General features: G+C 52.0%; 20 protein-coding genes. 11 read left to right on the top strand and 9 right to left on the bottom strand.

All coding sequences use genetic code 11. The annotated features are described in order from the left end of the window. Positions 1-27: 27 nt before the first annotated feature. Both SYC_RS01045 and SYC_RS01040 read left to right on the top strand, forming a co-directional pair. Positions 28-753, top strand: coding sequence for a DUF3120 domain-containing protein (locus tag SYC_RS01045; RefSeq protein ID WP_231621308.1), 726 nt, complete (start codon positions 28-30; stop codon positions 751-753). A gap of 506 nt (positions 754-1,259) precedes the next feature. Continuing rightward, positions 1,260-2,756, top strand: a complete 1,497-nt coding sequence (locus SYC_RS01040; RefSeq protein ID WP_011242515.1) for an MFS transporter — start codon at positions 1,260-1,262, stop codon at positions 2,754-2,756. Between the two features lie 25 nt (positions 2,757-2,781). Here SYC_RS01040 and SYC_RS01035 read toward each other — a convergent pair whose 3' ends face one another. The 6 genes from SYC_RS01035 to SYC_RS01010 all read right to left on the bottom strand — a co-directional run bounded on the left by SYC_RS01035 (position 2,782) and on the right by SYC_RS01010 (position 14,172). After that, complete coding sequence (locus SYC_RS01035; protein ID WP_011242514.1) at positions 2,782-5,571, bottom strand: EAL domain-containing protein; 2,790 nt, start codon at positions 5,569-5,571, stop codon at positions 2,782-2,784. Then, positions 5,568-6,008, bottom strand: coding sequence for a response regulator (locus SYC_RS01030; RefSeq protein WP_231621307.1), 441 nt, complete (start codon positions 6,006-6,008; stop codon positions 5,568-5,570). The genes SYC_RS01035 and SYC_RS01030 overlap by 4 nt, the downstream gene beginning before the upstream one ends. Positions 6,009-6,019: 11 nt before the next feature. Then, positions 6,020-9,517: a PAS domain S-box protein gene (locus SYC_RS14040; protein WP_011242512.1), complete on the bottom strand. Its 3,498-nt coding sequence runs from the start codon at positions 9,515-9,517 to the stop codon at positions 6,020-6,022. A 15-nt stretch (positions 9,518-9,532) separates the two neighbouring features. Then, complete coding sequence (locus SYC_RS14035; protein ID WP_198407990.1) at positions 9,533-11,431, bottom strand: PAS domain S-box protein; 1,899 nt, start codon at positions 11,429-11,431, stop codon at positions 9,533-9,535. 328 nt (positions 11,432-11,759) lie between these two features. Further along, positions 11,760-12,551: an SWIM zinc finger family protein gene (locus tag SYC_RS01020; RefSeq protein WP_011242510.1), complete on the bottom strand. Its 792-nt coding sequence runs from the start codon at positions 12,549-12,551 to the stop codon at positions 11,760-11,762. A gap of 415 nt (positions 12,552-12,966) precedes the next feature. Beyond that, positions 12,967-14,172 (bottom strand): Coenzyme F420 hydrogenase/dehydrogenase, beta subunit C-terminal domain, encoded by a 1,206-nt coding sequence (locus SYC_RS01010; RefSeq protein WP_011242509.1) that lies wholly within the window; start codon positions 14,170-14,172, stop codon positions 12,967-12,969. A 284-nt stretch (positions 14,173-14,456) separates the two neighbouring features. Between SYC_RS01010 and SYC_RS01005 the strand changes: the two genes are divergently transcribed. The 5 genes from SYC_RS01005 to SYC_RS14130 all read left to right on the top strand — a co-directional run bounded on the left by SYC_RS01005 (position 14,457) and on the right by SYC_RS14130 (position 17,949). Then, entirely contained in the window at positions 14,457-15,725 is a 1,269-nt protein-coding gene (locus tag SYC_RS01005; protein WP_231621306.1) for an LCP family protein, read from the top strand. Between the two features lie 32 nt (positions 15,726-15,757). Then, positions 15,758-16,261 carry a pentapeptide repeat-containing protein gene (locus SYC_RS01000; RefSeq protein WP_011242507.1) on the top strand — a complete coding sequence of 168 codons (504 nt, stop codon included), beginning with the start codon at positions 15,758-15,760 and terminating at the stop codon, positions 16,259-16,261. Positions 16,262-16,386: 125 nt separating this feature from the next. Further along, positions 16,387-16,830: a hypothetical protein gene (locus tag SYC_RS00995; protein WP_231621305.1), complete on the top strand. Its 444-nt coding sequence runs from the start codon at positions 16,387-16,389 to the stop codon at positions 16,828-16,830. Between the two features lie 529 nt (positions 16,831-17,359). Further along, positions 17,360-17,776 carry an HHL1-like protein gene (locus SYC_RS00985; RefSeq protein ID WP_011242505.1) on the top strand — a complete coding sequence of 139 codons (417 nt, stop codon included), beginning with the start codon at positions 17,360-17,362 and terminating at the stop codon, positions 17,774-17,776. Positions 17,777-17,814: 38 nt separating this feature from the next. Continuing rightward, positions 17,815-17,949: a hypothetical protein gene (locus tag SYC_RS14130; protein WP_265574994.1), complete on the top strand. Its 135-nt coding sequence runs from the start codon at positions 17,815-17,817 to the stop codon at positions 17,947-17,949. Positions 17,950-18,034: 85 nt separating this feature from the next. Here the strand turns inward: SYC_RS14130 and SYC_RS00980 are convergent, their stop codons facing one another. Together SYC_RS00980 and menA are read right to left on the bottom strand one after the other, a co-directional pair. Then, the gene (locus tag SYC_RS00980; protein ID WP_011378003.1) at positions 18,035-18,733 is read right to left on the bottom strand and encodes a MarC family protein; all 699 of its coding nucleotides are present in this window, start codon (positions 18,731-18,733) and stop codon (positions 18,035-18,037) included. Between the two features lie 231 nt (positions 18,734-18,964). Further along, the gene (menA, locus tag SYC_RS00975) at positions 18,965-19,876 is read right to left on the bottom strand and encodes a 2-carboxy-1,4-naphthoquinone phytyltransferase (RefSeq protein ID WP_011242503.1); all 912 of its coding nucleotides are present in this window, start codon (positions 19,874-19,876) and stop codon (positions 18,965-18,967) included. A 58-nt stretch (positions 19,877-19,934) separates the two neighbouring features. Here menA and SYC_RS00970 point away from each other — a divergent pair, with 58 nt between their 5' ends. From SYC_RS00970 to SYC_RS00955, 4 genes are all read left to right on the top strand, one after another. Next, on the top strand, positions 19,935-21,302 hold the full coding sequence (locus SYC_RS00970) for a cytochrome P450 (protein WP_011242502.1): 1,368 nt from the start codon (positions 19,935-19,937) through the stop codon (positions 21,300-21,302). Positions 21,303-21,329: 27 nt separating this feature from the next. Continuing rightward, positions 21,330-21,665 carry an SH3 domain-containing protein gene (locus SYC_RS00965; RefSeq protein WP_011242501.1) on the top strand — a complete coding sequence of 112 codons (336 nt, stop codon included), beginning with the start codon at positions 21,330-21,332 and terminating at the stop codon, positions 21,663-21,665. Between the two features lie 245 nt (positions 21,666-21,910). Next, complete coding sequence (gene recR / locus SYC_RS00960; RefSeq protein ID WP_011242500.1) at positions 21,911-22,510, top strand: recombination mediator RecR; 600 nt, start codon at positions 21,911-21,913, stop codon at positions 22,508-22,510. A 125-nt stretch (positions 22,511-22,635) separates the two neighbouring features. Beyond that, positions 22,636-22,875, top strand: a complete 240-nt coding sequence (locus SYC_RS00955; RefSeq protein WP_011378005.1) for a hypothetical protein — start codon at positions 22,636-22,638, stop codon at positions 22,873-22,875. 2 nt (positions 22,876-22,877) lie between these two features. On the opposite strand, the gene corA is transcribed toward SYC_RS00955, so the two are convergent. After that, positions 22,878-24,200, bottom strand: a complete 1,323-nt coding sequence (gene corA, locus SYC_RS00950) for a magnesium/cobalt transporter CorA (protein WP_011242499.1) — start codon at positions 24,198-24,200, stop codon at positions 22,878-22,880. Positions 24,201-24,218 lie beyond the last annotated feature (18 nt).

The raw sequence follows: 24,218 nt of genomic DNA, 5'->3' as shown, positions 1-24,218 counted from the left end.
AAGTTTCTTAGAAGGCGTCTGCTTCCCTTGGTTGTCACGTCCCGTCCACCTGCCGATACCCTTGTCCGGCTGCTGTCACGGGACATGGTTTTGGCTGCGCCGCGCCCTTGGACAAAACTTTGGGCCGCAACCTTTCTGGTCTCCGTCCCTGTTTTCGTTCAAGCTCCCTTAGTTCGAGTTTGTCCCGAAGCCAGTTTGCTGATCAGTGTGCTCTGGTTCGCGATCGCAGGCCTATTGCAGCGCCAGTCGCGCTGGCAGGGCTGGGGAGACTTACTCCAGGGGTTCGCTTGGAGCTGGCTGGCGGGTTCGATTTACTGGGGCTGGTTGCGTTGGGAGCCCTATCTTCATTTACCCGTTGAAGCGATCGCCCTGCCCTTTGTGATTGCAGGTTTACGCCGCCAGCAAGGCCTGGTCGGTCATGGCTTCTACCTGGGTTCTTTGATTGGGACAGCGATCACCGACGGTTACTTCTACTGGATTGGTGCAGTACCGTTCTGGCGCGAAATCGCTCGTAGTACCCCTGCGGAAGCTCTGCCCCTTGCTCAGCAAGCGATCGCCTGTTTGCAAACACCCAACGCTCTTATTGGGGCGATCGCCTTGATCTCACTCCTCTGCGGAGCTGGCATTTGGGCGTTGCGCCGCACCCATCCTGCCCATTGGGCCTTTGCGGGTGCCCTGCTCGGTACTCTTCTCGTTGATGCCCTGTTTGGTCTCGTTGCTGTCAGCGATCGCTTCAGCCTCACCCAGTTGTAATTTCCACACCACGACTAGGCGACACATCCTCAGTCCCTGCCTGCTCAGGGATCGCATCCTCCATGCCGAAATCCTTGGCTGACTCCAGCGGGACCAGTCGTCATCGATAACTGAGCTCTCTTCAAAACGAAGAACTGCTATGTCTAGCGATCGCAGCGGTTCGAGAATCCTCATTCCATCCTGGTGAAGTCTGAGGATCGGGGCAGCCTGTTGGGCCTGACGCAGTGAAGCTCCTTGTTGCTGATAGAGCAATGACTACGACCAAGCACGAGATCTTTCTGAAGAAATTTCTTCCAGTTTGTTGGTAAGAGTTAGGGTTGCTAGATAGTTAAAGTGGCTAGCTTTGGGTTAGTTATATTCGCTACGAAATCTCAGTATTTTAGTTCTTGATAGCAATTCAATAACTAAAGAGCTTGGAGGTTTTATTGTTCTAAGTTGCCTACGCTTTTTCTGTCGTAGCCGCTCTTGCACGATTTGCAAAGTCCATCATCCAATCATCACTCACCATGAATCAAATCATTCAAAAAATCCGGGATTTTTGGAGCGGTACCCAAGGTGAGAATCACTGTTGGTGGGCGTTAGCAGCAGTGGAATGCGGCAACTTCGTAGTGTACATGGATGGGTTCATTGTCACCCTGGCCCTGCCTGCGATGGCGCGTCATTTCGATGTTGGCCTTCCCATTCTTAAATGGGTGGTTGTTGCTTACCTACTCGCGGTGACGGTGACGCTGCTACCCGCTGGTCGACTAGCGGATATTTGGGGCCGTAAACGCATCGTTGTTATCGGCATGAGTGTTATTTTCATCAGCGCTTGGCTCTGCATGCTGGCGCCGACAGTCAAGATACTCATTGCTTGCCGAGTCATTCAAGGCATTGGTGGCGGGCTAGTTTTAGCAAACGTGATGGCTGAAATCACTGCTGTCTTTCCCAAGCAAGATCAACGTAAGGCAATGGCTGTTAATGCTTCGGTCTTGGCTCTTTCTCAGGTCACAGGACTGGTTCTTGGCGGACTCTTTATTGTTCAATTTGGCTGGCGATCGCTCTTTCTAATCATCCTGCTGGTGAGCCTGCTCGGACTGATCTTGAGCATAGGGATTCTAAAATTGCGTTCCCGAACTCAAGGCCGAGCATCATTGGACTGGATAGGAGCTCTCCTTGCTATTGGGGCTACAAGTGCACCCTTTATCTTCGTTGAAGAACTCTCAAAGAATTTGCTAAACCCCTCCAGCTTGCTGCTCTTGGCGGTAGGAGTGGTCGCGCTGCTTTTGTTCGTGTTTGTAGAACAGCGTGTCCGGCAGCCTCTGCTAAACCTCAGCCTATTTCGATCTAGAGCATTTACGTGCGGCTCTGCTTCGGCTGCTTTTTACTTTGTTTCGGCAGTATCCTGCTACTTTTTCCTACCCCTATACGCTCAGCTCGTGTTGGGGCTATCGCCGGTTATGGCGGGTGTTCTGCTGATCCCGCTCTCAGTGGCGATTACGGTTACAAGTTTAACGATCGGTCGCCTAGGTAATCGCTTTAGTGCTCGGACTCTCAGCACCATAGGTCTGCTCTGCGTTAGCGTTGCCTTGCTCGGCTTGTCCTCATTGGGCGCCAACGCATCCTCGACTGCAATCATTGCGCCGTTGATACTGCAAGGCATGGGTGGCGGTCTATTCAATCCCCCTAACAACACAGCCACGCTCAATCAGGTCCCACCGGAAAATCTCAGCGTTGCTAACGGATTCTTGTCGACATCACGCAACTTTGGGCAGGCGATTGGAGCAGCGATCGCAGCAACACTCCTAGCCCAAGGGCTCAGTGCAGCTGGTGCGGGAGATGCTCTAGCAGGAGCAGCAGGCGTGCGGCTGAGCGGGTTTCAATTAGAGGCATTTTTGAGTGCACAGCGGTCTGCTTTTCAATTGGCTGCAACACTAGGATTGGTGGGTGCTGTAATTTCAGTGCTCCGCCCCAGAAGAGCGCCAACTGCCGCTTCGCTAAAGAGTTCGGGTACTGCCCAATGACCCTAAGATAGGTGTTCAGCAAAAATTATGGAAGTTCGCGCGCAGCTTCATCCATTAAATATTGCTTCAATGCTTCGAAGGGCATCGGTTTGGCAAAATAATAGCCCTGGTATTGGTCACAGTTGCTCTGCTGGAGAAACTTGAACTGTTGCTCAGTCTCAACCCCTTCCGCAACAACATTGAGTCGCAGGTGGTGAGCCATCGAAATGATTCCTTGGGTGATAGCTGCATCACGAGAGTCAGTGTTGATCTCTTGGACGAATGAGCGGTCGATTTTGACAGTATCAATGGGTAGTTCTTTAAGGTAGCTCAGACTTGAAAATCCAGTTCCAAAGTCATCGATCGAAATATTTACTCCTAATTCTTTGAGTCGCTGCAATTTCTCGATCGCTTTCTCGGTGTTGTCAAACAAAACATTCTCAGTAATCTCTATCTCTAAATGTTCTGACTTAAGCTGATACTTTTGCAAAGCAGATTGAACACTCTTAACGAAGTTAATGCGTCGAAATTGAACGGTTGAGATATTAACTGCTACGGATGGGGCTGCTATTCCTTGCTGTAATAAGTCTCGGAGCTGTCGACAAGCAGTCTCCAAAACCCATTGGCTCAGGGGAATTATTTGCCCAGTATCCTCGGCGATCGGTACAAATGTGGCAGGAGAAATAAATCCCATTTGGGGATGTTGCCAACGCAACAAGGCTTCCAGACCGATCACTTGCCCACTACAACCCTCTATTTTGGGCTGAAAGTACAACTCAAAGGCTTCTGTCTCAATTGCCTTTTGCAGCTCATTGCGTAGATGAACTCGTTCGCGTAGCCGTAGGTTTAGGTCGTTGGTATACCACTGATAATTATTGCGACCTTCTTGCTTAGCCTTGTACATTGCCAGATCAGCTTGTTGGATCAACTGAGTGGGTTGTTCAATATCACCGTCACTCAGGGTGATCCCCATACTGGCCGTTACATGCAGATAAATTCCTTGAATATGATAGGGACGAGCAACACTAGCAAGTAGGCGATCGGCAATTGAAATAACATCATTTTCAAGTTTTAAATCAACTAAAAGAATGATAAATTCGTCTCCTCCGATACGTGCAACTGTGTCACCCGCCCGCACTTGTTCACACATGCGCTGAGCGACTTCAACAAGTAGCAAGTCACCTGAGCGATGGCCAATAGAGTCATTGATTAATTTGAATCCATCTAAGTCAATGAAGAGGATGGCAAGGCTATGCTTTTGGCGAAGGGCCATCTTGCAACCCTGCCGTAAGCGGTCTTCGAGCACAGCACGATTTGGTAAACCTGTGAGAACGTCGTGGCTAGCACTGAAGCTTAGTTCTTCCTCGTAGCGTTTTTGCTCTGTAATATCGTTTTGTACTCCAATGAAATGAGTGACATTACCTTGTGCATTAAAAATAGGCGAAATATAGAGATCATTCCAGAATGGTTGGCCGTCTTTTCGAAAATTACGGATGACTACATGAACATTTTCAGCCTGACTGAGACCGCGATGAATTTCTTCAATTTGGAGAGAGTCACGCTCATTGCCTTGTAATATTCTGCAGTTTCTGCCTAGCATTTCAGCTTCAGAATAACCCGTGATTCGCTCAAAGGCTGGATTGACATAGATCACAGGCATGTCAGGTTCGATTGCATCTACAATAACAACACCGTTGAAGCTCGCTTCGAGACTTTCTTTGAGCAAACGAAGCTGCTGTTCTGATGCCTTACGCTCAGCAATATCTCGAAGTGAGAGCAGGTCTGCAGGCTGTCCTTCCCAATCAGTTTCTGAACGATGAATCTCTACCTCTGCTACGCTGCCATCAGGCAACGTCAAGGCCCACTCAGTAAGCTTGTCACTCAGTAGCGGTAGATCTAAAGATTGAGATTCTAATTGTTCTAAATTCAACTTTAGTAATTTTTGGGCTGCAGGATTGGCATAGCAAATCCTGCGATCGCCTGAAATCACTAGTAGTGGATCCCGATTGTCATTCAGTAGCTTCCGAAAAGCCTGTTCGCGCTGATGGGCTAACTCCCGTGCAGCTTGTTTTTCGGTGATATCAATTGCTAAAATAAGGCAGCAGGGTTGGTTGTCAAACTCAAAGTCATGGATGAGAACATCAGCAAATACTAGATGCCCCTGTTTATGTCGATAAGCCCAAACTCCCACAGCAGGATCAACAATTTGATTGCAGATTAACGATTCAAAAAACTGCAAAAAACGTGTTTTTTCCTCCTCACTCTGGATATCTAAAACCGTCATGGCAAGAAATTCTTGCTGGCTGTAGCCAAAAAATTGAGAAGCTGCTTGATTAACCGCCAAAAACTGCAACCCTTGTTTGGCAAAAACCCACATCGGTTCTGGATTAGCTTCAAATAGCAACCGATAACGGGATTCACTTTCCGCCAGACGAGTCGTTGCTAAATTGCGATCGATGGCATAGCGAATGCTGCGCAGCAATTGCTGACAATCTAGCTGTCCTTTGACCAGATAATCGGCAGCCCCAAGTTCAATTGCAGAGGCATCAAGCTGTTCATTCCCCTGCCCCGTCAGCAAAATAATAGGTCGGGTAATCCCAGCCTGAATTGCTTGGTCAATCAGGTCTAATCCTGATTCAGCACCCAGTCGATAGTCCACCAAATATACGTCATGCTCTTGGCGGCCCATTGTTGCCAATGCTTCTTGGAAGTCGGAGCACCAGTCCAACTGGATCTGTGCCTGTTGAGCATCGCGCAGTAAGTCACGGGTGATGATGAAATCATCCTCATCATCATCGACCAAGAGCAACCGCCAGTGAACTTCGCTATAGGTCATGCTCCGCGGTTCTCGCTTGGCAACTCAACGATATCTAGCCAGTAACGACCCAAAGCGCAGATTACCTCTATCAAGCCCGAGAAACTAATAGGCTTCGTGATGAAAGAATTAACACCAATGTTGTAGCTGTGCAAAATATCCTCGTCAGCTGATGAGGTCGTTAAAATAACGACTGGAATTGATCGTAATTCTGGATCGGATTTGATCTCAGCGAGTGCCTCGCGGCCATCTTTCAGCGGCATATTGAGATCGAGAAGAATGAGCCCCGGCAAAGGAAAACGCTGGTCATCAGTATAGGGAGAGCGCCGTTTGAGGTAATCCAAGAGGGCTTCGCCATCATGGACAAAGTGGAGGGGGTTGGCGATCCTGCACTCTTTAAAGGCCTCCCGTGTCATCAAGCAATCGTCTTGATCATCATCTGCAATCAGAATGTGCACGGTCTTGGGCCTCATCGGAAATCTTTTTCAGTTACAGGAAAAGTAATGAAAAATACACTACCTTGTCCGGGGATACTCTTTGCAGTAATCGTCGCGCCGTGGCGCTCAATGATTTTTTTGACGATCGCTAGTCCAATCCCTGTACCAGCATAGGCATCGCGACTATGTAAGCGCTGGAAGGGGTTGAAAATTCGGTCTAGATACTTCTCATCGAATCCAATGCCATTATCAGCGATGCACAACCTCAATTGCCCAGCCTCTGTCAGCTCACTGTAAATCTGAATTAATGGTTGGTTGTCTGCTGACTGAAATTTCAGGGCATTACTCAACAGATTCTGGAAAACCTGGCGAAACTGACCGGCGTCACCCTGGATAGTTGGCAAGGGCTGCCGCTCCACGATCGCAGAGGCCTGATCGAGACTAGCTTCCATATCGACCAAGACATCGTCGAGTACTTGGTCGAGGGATAAGGGCTGTAAGGGCAGACCCCGAGTGTTGACACGGGAGTAGTTCAACAAATCGATGATCAAGGTCTGCATTCGTCCTGCTGCAGAGGCCATACGCCTCAGATAATCCTGAGATTCATCATCTAGGTTGCTGGTCCGAGCAATGAGGCGATCCGAGAAAGCCTGAATTTTGCGCAGTGGCTCCTGAAGGTCGTGGGAGGCAACAAAGGCAAATTCCTGCAGCTCCTGGTTGCTGCGCTCTAGCTCTCGCAGCGTAATCCGTAAATTTTGTTCGGTTTGCCGACGTTCTGAAACATCGCGGAAGTAGACTGCCAAACCGTCTTCAGAAGGGTAAGCATGGACTTCAAACCACCGGCCGAAGGGTTCATAGTAGGTCTCAAAATGAGCGGCTTCGCCCGTAGCAATCGCTTGCCGATAAATATGGCCGAGTTCGCTCTCGTAGGACCCAGGAAAAGCAGTCCAGACCATTTGGCCTAGCGTTTCTTCTACATTGACGCCCAGCTGCTGAGCACCCTCCTGATTGAGGTAGCTAAATCGCCAGTTTTCATCGAGGGTATAAAAGCCATCAGTAATGCTTTCAAGCGTGGTTCGTAGCCGATCCGCCAGTCGCTGAGCCTCACGTTGGGCCCGTTTGCGATCGCTAACATCCTGAAATGCCCCCGAGATTCTTACAATCGCTCCAGTTTCATCACGAACGGCTTGCCCCGTCACTCGTGCATCGAGCAGGAAGCCAGAAGTATTGTGAACAGCTACATCAAAATCAAAGCTAATTCCCTGCTGAATACAGTCCTCTAGCGCCTTTGTGACTAGGGCTCGCTCCGCAGGGGGATAGAGGCTAAGGGCTTCCTCCAAATCGGGTTCATCTTCATCAGTAAAACCCAGCAAACTAAAGGTTTCTGGCGACCAAATCACTTCTCGACTGGGTAGCTCAACGCTCCAGCCGCCCAGCTTGGCAGTCTGCCCAGCCATTCTTAGCAGTAGGTTTTGCTGAAGGATTTGCTCTTGAATAGCTCGTTGCTCTGTAACGTCGCGGGCTACGCAATAGATGACGCGATCGTCCCCGAGGGCTGCACTGATTTGTAGCCAGTGTAACTCACCTGCTTTGTCCCAGACGCGGATGACTAGATCGTGGATGAGAAGCCCGGCTTTCAACCGGCGAATTGTAGTCGCGATCTGACTGCGATCGCCCAAATCGACCAACTCGAGATAGGGGCGACCAACGAGCTCAGCGGTACTGTAGCGAAGGGTTGCAGCAAAGGCTGGATTGACCTGAATGAAACGCCCTCGTAAATCGACCATGCAGAACATCTCGAGGGAAAGGCTAAAAAACTGGTCTCGCTCCCGCATGGCTTGGTCAACTTGACGCTGGGCTGTAACGTCGTGGAGGACTAAAACCCAACCTCTCTCTGCTACGGGGCCTACTAAGGGACGGGCTTCGTACTGCAAAATCCGTCCTTTAAGCTTCAACTCCCCTTGATTGCCAACTCCTCCTTGATTCCAAGCAGTCAGATCTAGTGGTAGGAGTTGGTCGAGGGATTGTTGCGAAAGTTCTGACTTGTCGATTGCCAGCCACTCCTGCGCCGTTGGATTGGCAAAAGCTAATTTGCCACGTTCATCAACGGCCAACAGTCCCTCAGCCATACAGTCCGTGATTGTAGAGTTGAAGCTCAACTGCTCCTTCAGTTGTTGTTCAGCAGTGAGCACCTCATTGAGGAGCCGGTTATTTTCCAAAACCGCCACTGTCATCTGTGCAAATTGCTGGGCGATCGCTAGATCATCATCATCAAATTCGCCTTCCTCTTTATCAGAGAGCTGAAGGACACCGAGATTGCGGCCATTGGGATCGAACAGAGGTACAGCCAACCAGCCTCGCATGGGAGGATGCTTATCTGCTTGGTCGCCAAATCCTCGCCAGCGAGGGTGTTTTTCAAGCTCTTCTTGAGTTAGAACCAAGGGCTGATTCGTTTCGCAAATGAGGGTGTAAATACCTTCGCCAGTGGATAGTTCATCATAGTTCTTCCAAGCAGCATATTTATCAGAGAGAGAGATAGCATTGATTGACTGACTCCAGTCATCACATCGAGTTAAACTAATAACGGCTTGGTGAGCCCTAATGGTAAGCCGAACTTGTTCCACAAGATATTTGACCAATTCTTGATGGTCTTGGAGCTCTGCAGTAGCGATCGCAGCATTTCCTAAACGACGAAGCTGCTCTGTCTGCTTATTACTCTGCATCAAAGCCTGTTGTAAATCAGCAGTAATTTGCTTTCTCTGAGTAATATCTTTGGCAATACCAAAAACTCCAACAATCTTGTTGTTTACAACAATCGGAAATTTACTAACATCTAAGTAAAAGAGTTGACCGTTTCTGCCGTTAATCCTTATTTCATAGTGCTGCGCCTCTCCTTTGCAAGCTTGGTCAAAATGCTGTTGACATTTTTCAAGGTCTTCTGAGATAACAACATCTGAAAAATGCTTACCGATGATTTGATCAGCTTGTCGATCCAAAATTTCGAAGCCAGCAGAATTCATGCTCTGGTAGATACCCTGCAAGTCAAATGAGTAGACGGCATCAGGGTTGAAGGTAAACAGGGATCGAAAACGCTGCTCACTATCTTGAAGTTGTTGGCGGTCGAGTGATCGGGCGAACGCGATCGCTGCTAACTGTGCCACGGTGAGACACTGCTGCAGTTGATCTTCCGAGGGTGTCTGTGGAAATGGTTGATAGACTGCTAATGTCCCTTGAACTTGCCCATTATGAGCAATCAAGGGAAACGACCAGCAAGACCGCAAGCCATGGATGAGAGCAGTATCGCGGTCGTTTGCCCAAAGCGGATCCGATTCGATGTCCGCAACGAGAACAGGTTGCCGCCGGAAAATAGCTGCCCCGCAACTTCCCGTGTTTGGCCCCACTGTGGCGCCATCAATCGCTTGGCAATACTCTTTGGGCAGGCTGGGAGCTACGACTGTCCAAATCTGTTGAGTCTCCCGATCGAGGCGCAAAATTGAGCAGTAAGTGCTCGGATTGAACTCCTCTACCATTGCGCAAATGGCCGTCTATATTTCTGTCAGGGGGCGATCAAGGGAAATCAAGCTCAAAATATCGCGTTGACGATTAGCAAAGGCTTCGTTCTGAACAAGTGGCGTAATATCATGAGCAACTGCAAATAACACTTGATCAGTTTCAGACCAGTCAGCAGACCAAAGAATGTGTATAACATGACCATCTTTATGACGATAGCGATTGCGAAAGTTATAGGTTGGCCGACCGGTCATCAACTGCTGGGCTTCCTGAATTGTTAAATCCCGATCTTCAGGCAAGACTAGTTCTAAATAGGGGCGGCCATTCAGTTCTTCTGGACTATAGCCAAATAACTTAAGACACGATGGACTAACTTCGAGAAAGCGCCCCTCGCGATCAAAGGAACAAAGCACATCCATAGTGAATTCCATGATGCGCTGGTTGAGGGCTTGAGCAAAGGCTTGGCTTTCCAGACTGGCTTGCAAGTTTTTATTCGCTTGTTGTAGATATTTTGCACGTTCTGTAGCAATTCTTGCTAATCGTTGACTAAGCATGAGAAAAAAGCTCAGCAACAAGCCAAATGCCATCACCAAGACAGATAGTAAACGTGCCGTTGAAAATGCGGCTGGGTTACTGACATAGGCCACTAATTTCCAACTTTTCCCATTGCTCAAAATAATATTGCGATCGTTAATAGGCCTACTCTTCAAGTCTTGATTAGATAGGAGAGCTGAGCGGTAGATTGGTTGATCGCCTTGAAATAGAGCCAGAACAAACTGGTCATAATCTGTCCCAATAAGGTCACGCATAATGCCCTGAAGACTGAGGCCGGCAGCAATTAAGCGGGGGGGGTGATTCGGTAAGTTCAGCGGGCTAGCAAGCAAGACATAGGTACTTGGGTTGTCAGGAAGAGTGAATACCGGGCTGAGTGAGGTAGACCTAGAGGCTAAGGTTTGCTGGAACCAAACTTGTTGATTCTGTTCAGCTCTGAACCGAGGCAACCACTCTGCAGCCTTATCTGTACGTCCCACCAGCCAGTAGGGCTGTATCTCAGAATCGAATACTCCCACCCACTGTAGATTCGGGAAGTCACGAAGGTAACTCTTGGCTTCTTGCTGCCAATAGGCTTGAGTGGGTAAGCTTCCTAGCGCTTCCCAGCGCTCGCTCATTCGTTGAATGAGTGCTAGTCGATTGGATAATGCCCGCTCGGTGCTGCTCTGGACTTTAGCCAGTAAAATGTCACTTTGCTGATTGATAAAGCTAATAGTTTGCAAGCTGAGCAAATACCAAGTGATGCAGGTTAACATCACTCCCAATAAGCCTGCTAAAACAGGAATTCTTCCGGGGCTGCTGAGACTCTGATGTGATCTAGGCGCCAATAAAATAACACTAATGCTCAGTAAAATACTCAAGAAATTGACAACATAAATTGACGAAAAATCATATCTCAAGCTAGTAGCTTCTGGAGCCCAAAATAAGTCAGACAGCAATGATGTGCTTGAAAGCAAAATAATACCAACACCAGTAAAGTAAGCTCGTCGCTTAGTTAGACGTGATTCTAGACTCCAAGAAAAAGCAAGACTACTTATCAAGGACGTGATAACAAAAGCAGTTCTAACCCGAATAAATTCACTGATAAACGAGAAATTTGTTTCTGGCTCTCCAACCAACCAATTCCTTGTGGTGCCGTACACTACGGTGATTATCAACAAGAACATCAAGGCTTTTAGCAGCTTTCCTGCGCGATAAACTGCGCTAAGTAGCAGCCCACCAAGTAATAGTAATAAGAGTGAACTATCTAATGGCAGAACTAAACTATGAAAGGTTAAGTGTTGGACATCAGGGTAGCCGACTAACCCAATGAGGCCTGTGATGATTAACGCAAAGGCCAATACATGCAGATACGCCTCGATAATTAAAAAACGTATGCTCATGATTCTTGACATTCTCGCTAACAGTTCACATATCTAGCTCTGCTGAGCTAGAAGGTGCTTAGGGGGAGTTTAACTGCTAGGGTTGGAGCGATCGCTAGCCAATTCCACCCCATCAACAAAAATTGACACCAAAGAGCTGCTGTTAGGTAGTTTGGAATACTTTGTGTAAAGTCCGCATGTCTAACCGCACTCATTTTTGCTTGTTACGCAGTTAGCTGCTGTCTATTTATTGTGAGCTTTAGAAGCCTTTGCTTAAGACAGGGAAAGAGGAAAGCCGTTGAATAGCGGATTAGCTGCAATGACTATACTGCTGATCCTGAAAAATGGCTCAGCGATCGCCTGCTGATGCCATAGATTCCAAGAAAACTGACTGAGCAACATCCTCATAGAGCTGCCGCAATTGCACTAGTAGCTGCGCAGCGCTGGTCTCTAAACGAGGATCGCTCGCAAGGGGCAAAGAACCCAATTGTCCAAGCACTGTGTCGCCGAGACTGGGCGTGATAATCACCAGCTCTGGGTCAAGGGGATCGGCGTAATCCCAAAATTGCTGCAGCTGAGGAACTGGTGCAGCAGAGACTTCTGGCGTTGGTTGAAGGCTAGCTTGGCGACGCGATCGCAATTCCTCTAGTAGCTGCTGTCGTTGCCGTCCCCGGAGCTGAAAAAGCACGAAGGGATCTTCACTAAAGCGATCGCCAAGCAGGTAGTAGATAGCGCTGACATGCTTGCAAGGGTTGGCTTTATCTGGACAGCTACAGCGCGAGTGGACATCACTGAGGCTAAACGGGAAAAGGCGCAAACCATTACGGGCGAACACCGTCTCGATGTCGGCGGGCATTTCGCCTGCTAACAACAGTGCTGACCAACGGGCCTCAGTCGCCAAGGCTGAAATGACGTAGCCCCAGTCCTCCTCACTGATTGGATCCAGCCAAAGCGAGGCTCGATAGGGCTTCGCTTCAGTCCCTTGAACCTTCGCCTCCACTTTTTGCCCTTGGAAGCAAATGCTGAGGACATGACCTTCGCGGGCATAGCGCCAACCTCGCTCCAAGCGTTTCTTGAAGCGATAGGCATTGATCAAATCCAGCCACTGTTGAACCCACCAGGGATCAGAGGCTGTATTCATCGCAGGTGGCTCCGACAACTTGTTCCCCTAGCCTGCCATACCTTGCGATTGCCACCCCCGAAAGGAGGAAAGCAAAATCGTAGACGGAAGAGTCGGGCGATCGCCGGATCAGTCACTTCGCAGCTGCAGCGAAGCAGGAGGTGACGAACTGGTCCGCGAGGTTGAGTAAAAACTAATAACCCAAAAAGGGATGACTAAGGTTGCCAACGCAATTGCGATACCGACCCGTTCAGACCACCGTTGCGCAGGCGGGGCGGGGGCGTTGGCGCGGCTACTACTGCCAGGTTCCATAAAAAAGCGGCGGGTCAAGCGCCAGCAAGCGCTAAATAAAGGGATATTGGCATCCTATCAGGTGCAGCAAGGGGGAAAGCCGAACCAAGGGTTTGCCTAAGAGATCGGTGGCTCTACAGCAGAATTATTTCTCCTCGATCGGTGGGAGTTGATATTGACTGACGATCCGCTTGGCAAACTCCGGAATGTGCGTCTCAGCTTTCTCGGGATAGTTGCGCCGCACGTAGAGCGCGTTGCGGGTGAAGTGGCTGTCAATCGAAAAGCGAGCATATTCAAGGCCCTTGGGACCGATCCGCTCGATCACGAGGCCCATCAATTTGGCCGCCCACATCGGCAGCTGCACACCTTGTTCGTAGGCCGGAATGCTGTTTTGTACCGCAGCCCGGCGATCGCCACTGCTCTGGACAGGTTGTAGCCGTAGGTCGTCTTGGATGAGATCAAACATTTCTTGGCCGATTTCATTGCGCACCACTAACCACTGCCAGCCAAAGGGCGCGCCCATGTAGCCGACAACGAGGTCAGCAAGGCCATTGGTGTAGTCAAAACAGCTCAGACAGGAAGGTGCGAACACATCTTTAAGCTCCTTAGTCTTGAGGCCAAAGAAGGGCACCATTTCGATGCTGCCGTCTTCATGCTTGAAGTGGATGCGGAAATCCTGCATGAACTCGTAGTGCACCACTGTCTCGGGAGATCGGCTGGTGGTTTCCAAGAACTTTTGCAGACCGGCGCGACTGACATTATCGACGCAGGGGGTGCCCAAGACGTAAAGCTTGTCGAGCCCCAGTTTGTCTTGAACGGCGCGCAGAGCTTGAATTTGGCAACCGACGCCAATCACCAGCAGTCGTTTCAGTCCTGATTGCTCAATCAGATCAAGGATATTGAGGTTGGGCGACAGGGTCGGTTTGTTGACTCGCGCGGCCAAAATTTCATCGGTTGTGCGCGCGATCACAGGCATGGGTTGGAAGCGATCGCTAGGGCTATTTTGGACACAGACTACGCCTTCGACCCAGCCCTGCTCTAGCATCCGGCAGGCCAGCGCACTAACAATCCCAGTCCACTGAGCGCCTTCGATGGGTTCTCGCTTTTGGGCAGCCGTCATCGACTGATGAACTCCGAAGTAGAGTTCATCAGGATTCTCCAGATCCCGCGATCGCCCATGAACCTGCTGTTCCAGCGGCTCAAACTGCTGATTTAAAAAGGCACAGGCCTCTTTGACGTAATGGACATAGGAGGTATCGCAGAGACCACACTCACTGCAGAGATCTTTGGCGGGCCGACGGCTTCCGGGTTTGAGGGCGCGGGCGCGACGGTGGGGAAGTGCTGCAGTCATGCCAAACCAAGGGGACAAAGCCAATGTTTCCACCTTACCGGAGCCGGAAAACTCGCGGAATCACCGCTTGCCAATGGGGCAGATAGAAGAGCGTCTTCTGACCCCAGAGAAGGACAGAAATTAGGTATAAATGCTGTATGCGATCGCAGCCGCTGCTACAACTGCACGCCAGCAGACCTTGCCGAGCGTAAAGAGTCGCCTATAATCCGTCAATTCTGCGCAATTTTGCCTGAGGTAAACCTGTGGGGGCTTCACCCATCTCTCGACCAGCGACTCAAACAAAGGTGAAGCGGATCTCGTCGCCAGCATCAAAACCCCGACGGCTTTGGCCCCAAGTCGGGTTGATGGCTGCGATCGCCAGCGCTGCCGCGATCGCTACGGCAGGTCTTGTTTATGCCCTCCCCCTCAGCCGTTCTGCCAAGCCGGTTGCGCCCAACTCGCCCTTGATGGCCCTGCTGCCCTACAGCTTCAATCGGCCGATCAATGTTCTGGTCATGGGCTTGGATCAGTCGGAAACCGGTGAACAAGCAGAGAAGTTTGACACTCGCAGCGATACCCTGCTGTTATTGCGGTTTGACCCCCTGGAAGGGACAACCAGCCTCCTCTCGATTCCCCGCGACACCCAAGTCGCAATCCCTGGCTACGGCACCACCAAAATTAATGCGGCTAACGTCTTTGGGGGGCCGGCTCTGGCGGCGGATGTGGTTAGTCGCACCCTCAATGACGTACCGATCGATCGCTACCTGCGGATTGACACCACTGCTTTTAAGGAGCTGGTCGATTTGGTCGGTGGGGTTGAGGTGTATGTGCCCAAGCCGATGCGCTATACCGACAACACCCAAAAGCTCTACATCGATCTCCCAGCGGGGCGCCAAACCCTGAATGGCGATCAGGCAGAACAGTTCGCCCGCTTCCGTTACGACGAGCTGGGGGATATTGGGCGGGTGCAGCGCCAGCAAATGTTGCTACGGGCCCTACGGGAAAAGCTGGCCAATCCGCTGATTCTGACGAAGGCACCCGACTTGGTCAAAGTCCTGCAAAAGTACGTCGATACCAACCTCAGCTTTGAAGAACTGATGGCTCTGGTCAGTATTGGGCTGCAACAGGATTTGGCCAATATCCGCATGGTGATGCTGCCCGGTCGCCCGATTATGCAGGACGACGTCAGCTACTGGCGCTTGGATGAAGGCGCTCGCGATCGCCTAGTCAGTGACTTTTTCAACCAGATCAGTATCCAGCCAATCGATCGCTTGGCTTTTGAAGACCTGCGCGTTGCCATTCAAGACTCATCGGGGAAACCCGAAGCAGCCCAAGCCCTTGCTGAATCCTTAGCTAAGTTGGGAATTCGTCGCGTCTACATCATTGAAGACTGGCCAGAGCCCCTCGAGAAGACACAAATTATTGCCCAGCGGGGGGACTTAATCCAAGCGGAAGGGTTGCAACAGCAGCTGAATTTGGGTGAGGTCCGTGCAAGCTCTGATGGCGATATTGGCTCCGACCTGACAATTCGGATTGGCCAAGACTGGCAACCGACCCCCAGCCCCAAGCCTTAAGCTGAAGGGGATCTCCTTCCGAGAATGGTTCTATGGTTTTGCCCCGTCGATTCGGTTGGCGATGGCTCTCGATGGTGCTGGCGCTGGTTTTAGTTTTGGGGTTAGCTCACCCTGCGATCGCAGAGCCCGAAACGAATAACTACAGCAACTTGATTCGCAACGGCATCGATCTCTCCCACGAAGACTTGTCGGGGATGTTGTTCGTGTCGACCGAGATGCGCAAAGCCAATCTAGAAGAGGCGAATTTGCGCAATGCGATTCTGACTCTAGGAGTCTTCTTGGATGCCAATTTCCATGGAGCAGATCTGAGCGGTGCCTTACTCGATCGCGTCTTTTTGGTGGGCGCTGATTTGACCGATGCCCTGTTGGTAGACGTGACTGCTACTCGCACCAGTTTTCAAGATGTCAAGATCACAGGTGCCGATTTCACAGATGCAATCATCGATCGCTACGAGCAGAAGCAGCTTTGCCTGCGGGCCGACGGCGTTAACCCCAAAACAGGGGTAGCCACCCGAGATAGTCTGGGTTGTGTGTGATTCGGGAAACCTAGTGGGAAGCGATCACGTCTTGCTGTGGTAGGGCTGATTGCAATTTTCTGATTACCCCGGGCAGGGCTCTCATGGTGTCGTCGCGCTGGCTTCCCCTTCCTATCCTTCTTGTGATGCTGTTAGAGGCACCCGCTTGGGGTCAGTTCAATAACGCCCGAAGTCTCTTGGCTGAACTGCGTCGAGTCGGCGTACGGGTCACTCAGGCCTGTGAACCTGGATTGTTGGGCAGTTTTAGCGATCGCCGTCGTGAAATTCGCATCTGCCCCGAAGCCCACGACAGTGATGACGAGGTGTTTCGCACCTTGGTACATGAAAGCTGGCACGTTGTTCAGAATTGCCTTGCAAATCAAGGTCGAGTTGGGACACGCCGCAGTCGTCCGATTGCTCGCCTTCGGCCAGACTTAGTTCCCAAAATGCTGCGAGAAACTCGGCGATCGGATCTGCGTATTGTCCGTAGTCAATATGCCCCCGAAGATCAACTGCTCGAGCTGGAAGCCCGCTGGCTGGAGAACTATCCCGAAGTGGTGGAAAACGGTCTGCAAACCATCTGTCGTTAACTGCGATCGCCCCTAGCCAGGACTTCAGCGATCGCTAGGTCTTGCGGTAGAGGTATGACCCTCCAATCCAGGATTGCCTGCTAACGCGATCGCTCTCGAGATTGGCTCAGCAGCCTTGGCACAATCTGACGCCAGACTCGACAGCTGCGGTACGGTGGGTGCGGAACTTGGCGATGTGAGTTCTGTCAGGAGTCCTTGAAAATCCTGAGATTTCGTATCCTGTATGCCAACCAAGACCAGCTTTCTAACCTAAAACAGTGGCAGGATCACGCACGGTCCCCTATGAAGAACAAACCCGTCCATCAAGGTGATTGTGTCCGACTGCAAGATTCAGCGGCACATCTCTACCAAGTCATCAGTGTGCAGGAGGAAGGCGGCATTTGTTGGGTGCGTCAGTGGCCCCTCCGTCCAAAAAGCAACCCTGTCTTTCCCGTCACCCTCAGTCACATTTGCCATGTTGAGGCCTGTCTGCTTCCAGGCTAGGGAAGCAACGCGATAGGATCAGTGCCAGTTGCGACAGGATCGATGCGTGGCCAAAGGATTTGCGCCGGAACAACCCCAAAAAAAGCAGCCTTCTAAGGCAGCCCGCAAGCGAGCCGAAGCGGCGCAAACCTACGATCGCATGACCCGTGAGGGAACTCCGGACTTCGAGATCTATGTGCGAATTCCTGGCAAAGAGCAATGGTTTCCTGTCGGTGTGATTGCCGTCAAACGGGTTGACCTAGTCAACTACGCCATTCGTGATAACCAAGCGCAACTCCAAGAGGCAGCAGGTCGTCTTTTCCCGCCGCTGCGCAAGCAAGAGGTGTTGGAATTTGGCTATCGGTTGAAGGAATTCAAAGACGAGCCGATCAAGGCCTACGAAGAGCCGAAGCTGAAGATTCCCAATCCTCTGACGGCGATCGGTGAGAGAATCGCGCAGATTTTTAATCCCCGCAAATACTAGCGATCGATCGCCAATCCCCATCCTCAGGATTTAAGCCAATGGCTTATCGCATTCTTCATTGCGGTAAGTCCCTGAGCAACTATCGCCTTTGCTTGGAGCACGGTATCGCTGGTTTTACGACCCGTGGCCCTGAGCAGGGCGATGTTATTTTTCTGGCGGTCAATTATCAATAACAGACCCTCTAAGACCCTCTTAGGGGGCAATGCACTCTAAAAACTGAAAATAGGTCGTAAGAGGCCCTAATCGCCGGTTGCCTGTCTAAGGCATGGGCGATCGCTGCAGCTGTTGGAGCACAGCGGGCGTAACGACAGTAGCAGCAACATCTGCCACCCCAGCGACTAGAAATTGAATTCCGATCGCTGCTACGAGTAGGCCCAGAATACGGGTCAGAATCGAGAGTCCAACATCCCCGATCACCTTTTGAAACCAGCGCCCCGACTGAAAAATGATAAACGTGAGCAGAGATATCAGGGCAATGATTAACGCAAACTCAGCCAATAGCCCATACTGTTGCTCGGTTTCAGCCAGAGTGCCGTGGAGAATGACATTAGCGATCGCTCCTGGACCAACCAAAAGGGGTACGGCCAAGGGAATCACAATCTTTTTATAGACGGACTCTGCCGCCCGCAGACTGCTTTCCTGTTCATGCTTGACGATGGCCCGTGTCTGTTTAGCAGTGTTGTCAATTGTGAGATTAATGCCGAGCAATAGCAACAAAATACCTCCGGCAATTCGGAATGATGAAAGGCTGATCCCAAAGAATCTTAGTAGCGTGGATCCTGTTAGCAGGAATAAGATGAGAAGGGCAAAGACTGTCAGAGAGATAAAGAGCGCAGCCCAGCGTTGTACTTGTCGGCGCTCACTCTCGGTGTAGCTAATAAAAACAGGCAGCATCCCCAAGGGATTGAGCATTGCAAACAGGGTTGTCGCAAAGGCAGCCTGGGACGGAAAACTCATGGAGCTAGTACTCTGTGGCACTAATGTGATACCTGGGAGTCGAAACTCAACACCCACAGCCAGAGTAAGCGCATTTTTGCTAGCTGGCACTCGTAATCTGTAATGCCATTGGGCCTGTCAATGACTCCTCCTCCGTTGAGAAGCTCGATCGCTCCAGCCCATTGCCAAGACAAGCTCAATCAGCAGTCAACCTGTCGGCGGCTCGCGGTAGCTTGCGTCTGATTTAGGCAGTTAAAGACTCGATGAGAGTTGGTCGGCTAGTACAAAACCCAAGCTAAAGAGCAACCCACTCCAAAACTGAAAATGGATTGCGAGGAACTTCGACCGGCTGACCACTGCTGGTTGTGAATGCGAGGTTCGCACAAAGCGGCAGAGCGATCGCGCAGGGAAAATGCTAATCAAGGCGATCGCGGTGGCCCAAGGAAAAACTTGGAACAGAATTGGGATTGCGATCGTGGCTAATGTCAGTCCACAAGCCCAAGGCAAAAGCTGGGCTGCCCGTCTTGTGCCGAGTCGAACAATCGGTGATTTTTTACCTGCGGCGAGGTCGTCATCAACTTGATGAAAGTGGGAGCAAAAGAGCACTAAGCTGGTGCTGATTCCCAAGCTGATCGAAGCCCACAAAGCCGTGCTCGAAAAGCTCCCGGTTTGGCTGAAGTAAACAGCAGAGACTGCCAAGGGCCCAAACGCCGGAAAACAGAGAAATTCCCCCAGACCTCGATAGCCAAGGCGAAAGGGCGGGCCTTGATAGAGGTAGCCCAGGAGGCAGCAGACGAGGATGATCCCCAGAATCAACCAACCTTGGGTTTGGGCGATCGCGGCAATCAGGGCCAACCCTAGGATCAAGCTGGCTTGGGCCAGCCAAAACAGCAGCCAACGGTGACCCGTGAGGTTGACGAGCGAGTGATGCTTCTGGCGATCGATGCCGGTGGACGCATCGAACACGTCGTTGCAGAGGTTCTCCCAGAGCAGGATTAACACCGCTGCCAGGCCAAAACGCACTGCTGTTGCCCAGTTAATTTGGCTGGTTTCCCAGTAGGCGACAGCGCTGCCCAGCACGATAGGCATGATGGCCACGCTGTACATGGGGGGTTTCAGGGCTGCGAGCCAAAGCTTGTTGGGGCGGGGCGGAGCAGTCTGCATGGCAATCGCGCAAGGCCAGACTCATTTTAGGATTAGCGCTGACCCCTGCCTAGCAATCATGCTGCCTCCTGGACCGTCGCAACTGGCGCTACTGCAAACCCTGCGCATCATCACTCAACCAGTTTCATTTCTGCTCAGCTGCGCCGATCGCTACGGGGACTGGTTCACCTTGCGGGTGTTGGGACCTCAGTCTCCGCCGGTGGTCTTTGTCAGCGATCCCGAGGCGATTCTGGCGATTTTTAGTAGTCTGGCCGACCAACTGGAACTAGGGCGGATTGCTGATGTGTTTCGGCCCTTGGTCGGCAACGAGTCGCTGATTATGCAAAACGGCGATCGCCATCGTCAGCAGCGGCAACTGCTAATGCCCGCCCTGCAGGGTGAGCGGCTATTTGACTACACACCCGCTATGACCGCGATTACCCAAGCCGCGATCGCCCAGTGGCCGCTAGGTCAACCCCTAGATTTACGGCGGCAGATGTCGCAGATTTCCCTGGCAGTGATTCTGCAAGTGGTTTTTGGCCTAACGCCGGGACCGCGCTACCGCGATCTCTACCAACGCCTCGATCAATTACTGGAAGCGATCACCGATCCCCTCTACTCCCTTCAATTCTTCTGGCCTGCTCTGCAACAAGACTGGGGTAACTGGAGCCCTTGGGGGCGTTTCTGTCGGCAACGCGAAGCGATCGATGCCCTGATTACTGCAGAAATTCAAGAGGGTCGCCAAAGTCAGCAGCCCCGTCAGGATGTGCTGGAACTGCTATTAGCGGCCCGCGATCGCGATGGCAACCCGCTGAGCGATCAAGAACTGCGGGATCAGTTGATGACCTTACTCTTACTAGGCCATGAAACGACGGCTTCTGCCTTGACCTGGGCCGTGTTTTGGTTGCTGCGCCATCCCGACTGCTTAAACCGGCTCCAATCCGAACTGGTCGCCATCGGTGACAACGATCGCGCGATCGCGAAAGCTCCCTACCTGGATGCCGTTTGCCGCGAAGCCCTGCGCCTCCAACCGATCGCCCTGATTGCCCAGCCACGACGGGTGGCTTCGCCGCTTTCCTTGGGTGGGTATGACTTTGCGAGTGGCACGATTTTGGTGCCCTGCGTCCTGACGGCCCATCGTCGAGCGGCAACCTATCCCAACCCAGACCAATTTCAGCCCAATCGCTTTTTGGAACGACGATTTTCCAATGGCGAATTTTTACCTTTTGGTGGCGGTCAGCGCAGTTGTATTGGTATGGCTCTATCGCTGATCGAAATGAAAATGGTGCTAGCCACTTTGCTCCGCCAGTGCCAAATCGCTGAGGTCAGCCAACGTCCAGTCCGACCGGCACGGCGCGGCATCACGTTTGTCCCCTCCCAAGACTTCCGGATCCAGGTGCAGCAGTGGCACAATCCCTCTGCACAGACTGCGATCGCCTCTGTCTGATCAAGTCATCTCGTCACCGAACGCACCATGCTGTCCACTCTGCTCCTCTCAACCCTGCTGGCCTCGGTGCCAGAACCGCCCAAAACTGCCTGTGCCCCACTGGTGAACTACCCCGCACGGGTGACAACCTACTACGATCGTTCGCGCGTTTTCCTGCGGTCGAGTCCCGATCGCAAAGACTGGCGCAATATCAAAGGCTCTATCCTCAACGGGCGATCCGGCATGGTTCTCCAAGAACAGGAAGTCAACCAAGAACTCTGGTACTTGGTCGAATTCACACGGGGAGCCAACGACCAATATCAGGGCTGGATTCGCAGTGACTACCTCGCTGGTCAGCACTGTGGCGTTGTGGCTACCCCCTGAGCAACTGGAACTAAGGCTTGGCTGCTGGGCCCCCTCGACGAGGATTGCAGCGCATTTTCACGACTGAATCTCAAGGCTGGCGTAGCTGGCGTGATCTCAATTTTCGGGATAGCGACCGCAGGCCTCGATCGGCTTGACCCGTTTCCAAATCGTGGTGACTGGGGAATCGAGAGTTGAACAGTAGCCGGTTACTGTCGCGCTAAGCAGGCTTGGGTTTACGATCGAAAAATTGCGTCAATGCGATTGTGTCTGTTTATACCCGTCCGCTGGCCCGCCTGATTGAGCACCTACAGAAACTGCCAGGTGTTGGCCCCAAAACGGCTCAACGGTTAGCACTGCACCTCATTCAACGACCCGAAGCTGAAATCGCAGCCTTTGCGGAAGCATTGCTAGCAGCCAAGCAACAAGTGGGGCACTGTCAGCGCTGTTTTCATCTCTCTTCGGAAGACCTCTGCAACATCTGCCGAGATCCCAAGCGCGACGCCCAAACCATCTGCGTGGTGGCTGATCCGCGCGACGTGATCGCCCTTGAGAAAACCCGCGAATATAAGGGGCTCTATCACGTGCTGGGTGGGTTGATTTCGCCCATGGATGGCATCGGTCCTGAGCAGCTAACGGTGCAGGCGCTGGTACGGCGAGTCGCTCAGGAGCAAACGCAGGAGGTGATTATGGCGATTAGCCCCAGCGTTGAGGGCGAAACAACGACGCTCTATGTAGGGCAGCTTTTGAAACCCTTCACCCGTGTGACGCGCATTGCCTTTGGTTTACCGATGGGGGGTGACTTGGAGTACGCCGATGAAGTGACGCTGGCTCGAGCGCTGGAGGGTCGCCGCGATCTGACTTAGAGGAGCGATCGCAGGCAGCATTGATTCCCGAAACCCTCACTACGGATTAGGCAGACAGAACCTCAATTCCTGCTAGCCGATCGCTCTTGGACTGCCTAAGCTATGAGCAGCGTGAGGGCAGTCTGATGTGGTCCATGATCTTGCTGGCCCAGGCTGCAACAGCTCCTGTCGAACCGATCAATGCCGCTGATCAGCTGCGTTTCCCCATTGAGCAGCCCAAGCTAGAAATTCAGGCCGATTCACCGCCCGCAGATCAAGAGCCCCGCTATTCCACCCTGGAAGAACTACTGGGTGGGGTCAAGGTTGAGCTGACGTTTGGTGATTTAGCCCGTTACGGGGCTTCTTTCCGGGTCTGGCGTTGGTAGGGTCAGGTGTCTTGCCTAGAGCGGAAGCTGGGCCTGCTCCAGTCTTCAAACCAGCCGCGCTGCCAAAACAACCACAGTAAGACGATCGCGATCGCCACCATCGCCAGCAGCACAGCCGGATAACCGTAGGGCCAGTTTAGTTCTGGCATATTCCAGCGAGACGCCTCAGGATTGAAATTCATGCCGTAGATTCCGGCGATCAAGGTCAGGGGCATGAATACGGTCGAAAGGATGGCTAACAGCTTCATGACTTGGTTGAGGCGGTTGCTGATCGACGAGAGATAGACCTCCATCAAGTTGTTAGCCAGATCCCGATAGGTTTCTAGGGTATCCAGCAAAAAGTAGGCGTGATCAGCACAGTCCCGCAGATCCATGCGCACTTCCTCCCGAATCAGGGGTGTGCGATCGCGAATCAAGGCATTGATCACATCCCGCAACGGCCAGACGACGCGCCGCAACACCATCAGTTCGCGCCGTAGCTCATAGATATCTGACAGCAGCGCCTGAGTTGGTTGGGCTACCACTGCATCCTCTAGTTGCTCCAGTTCCTCACCCAAGACCTCAAGCACCGGGAAGTAGGTGTCGATAATCCAATCGATCGCGAGGTAGGCCAAAGTATCCGCTTCCAGTCTGGGGTAAGCCGTTCGATTGGCCAGCCGCTGTTCCAAACCAGAGAAATTGGGGCCAATTTCGTCTGCTTCCACCGTGAGGAGCCAGCGATCGCCCAGAACGAGCCCCACCTGTTCGAGGCGGAGGCGATCGCCAGGCTGCAGGTCAGGTCGATAAAAAATCACCTCTAGGTAATGGGGATAGCGTTCCTGCTTGGGCCGCTGGGGATGACCAATCAGGTCCTCAAGAGTGAGTGGATTCAGCTCCAGCACCTCCCCCAAACTCCGCAACTGTTCCAAATCCGAGAAGCCTTGCATCTGTAACCAAGTGGTGCCCGTTTCCCCCATCCGCGCAGAAACCAAGTCCAAGGGATCCGAGATCGGGCGGCTAACGATCTGGTTGGCGCTGTACTCAATCTGCCGCAGTTGAGTTGGACTGGCCTCGAGTGGCTGTCGCAAGGTTCCTGGGGCTTGGTAGACCGTACTGGTCAGGCGGTGGCGAAAATTCTGGCGCTTGGTCTTGCGAGGGTGTCGATGATTGTTGCGGCGGGAACCCATGACAGTCAGTCTGGAGGCCGACCTATTCTGACGGTGGCGATCGCGGGGCTGCCAGTTTTTCACAAGGTGTAACGCGGGCACTGCTGCTGGGGCGATCGCAGAGCCATTCAGTGCATGGCGCTTGCCCCAACTCAGGAAGACTGACAATCCTCCGTACACTGGAAAAGATTGCTTCCC

This window comes from Synechococcus elongatus PCC 6301, from assembly GCF_000010065.1.
Taxonomy (GTDB): Bacteria; Cyanobacteriota; Cyanobacteriia; order Synechococcales; family Synechococcaceae; genus Synechococcus; species Synechococcus elongatus.
The sequence above is the reverse complement of the archived record's forward strand: the minus strand, read 5'-3'. Positions and strand labels throughout refer to the sequence as shown.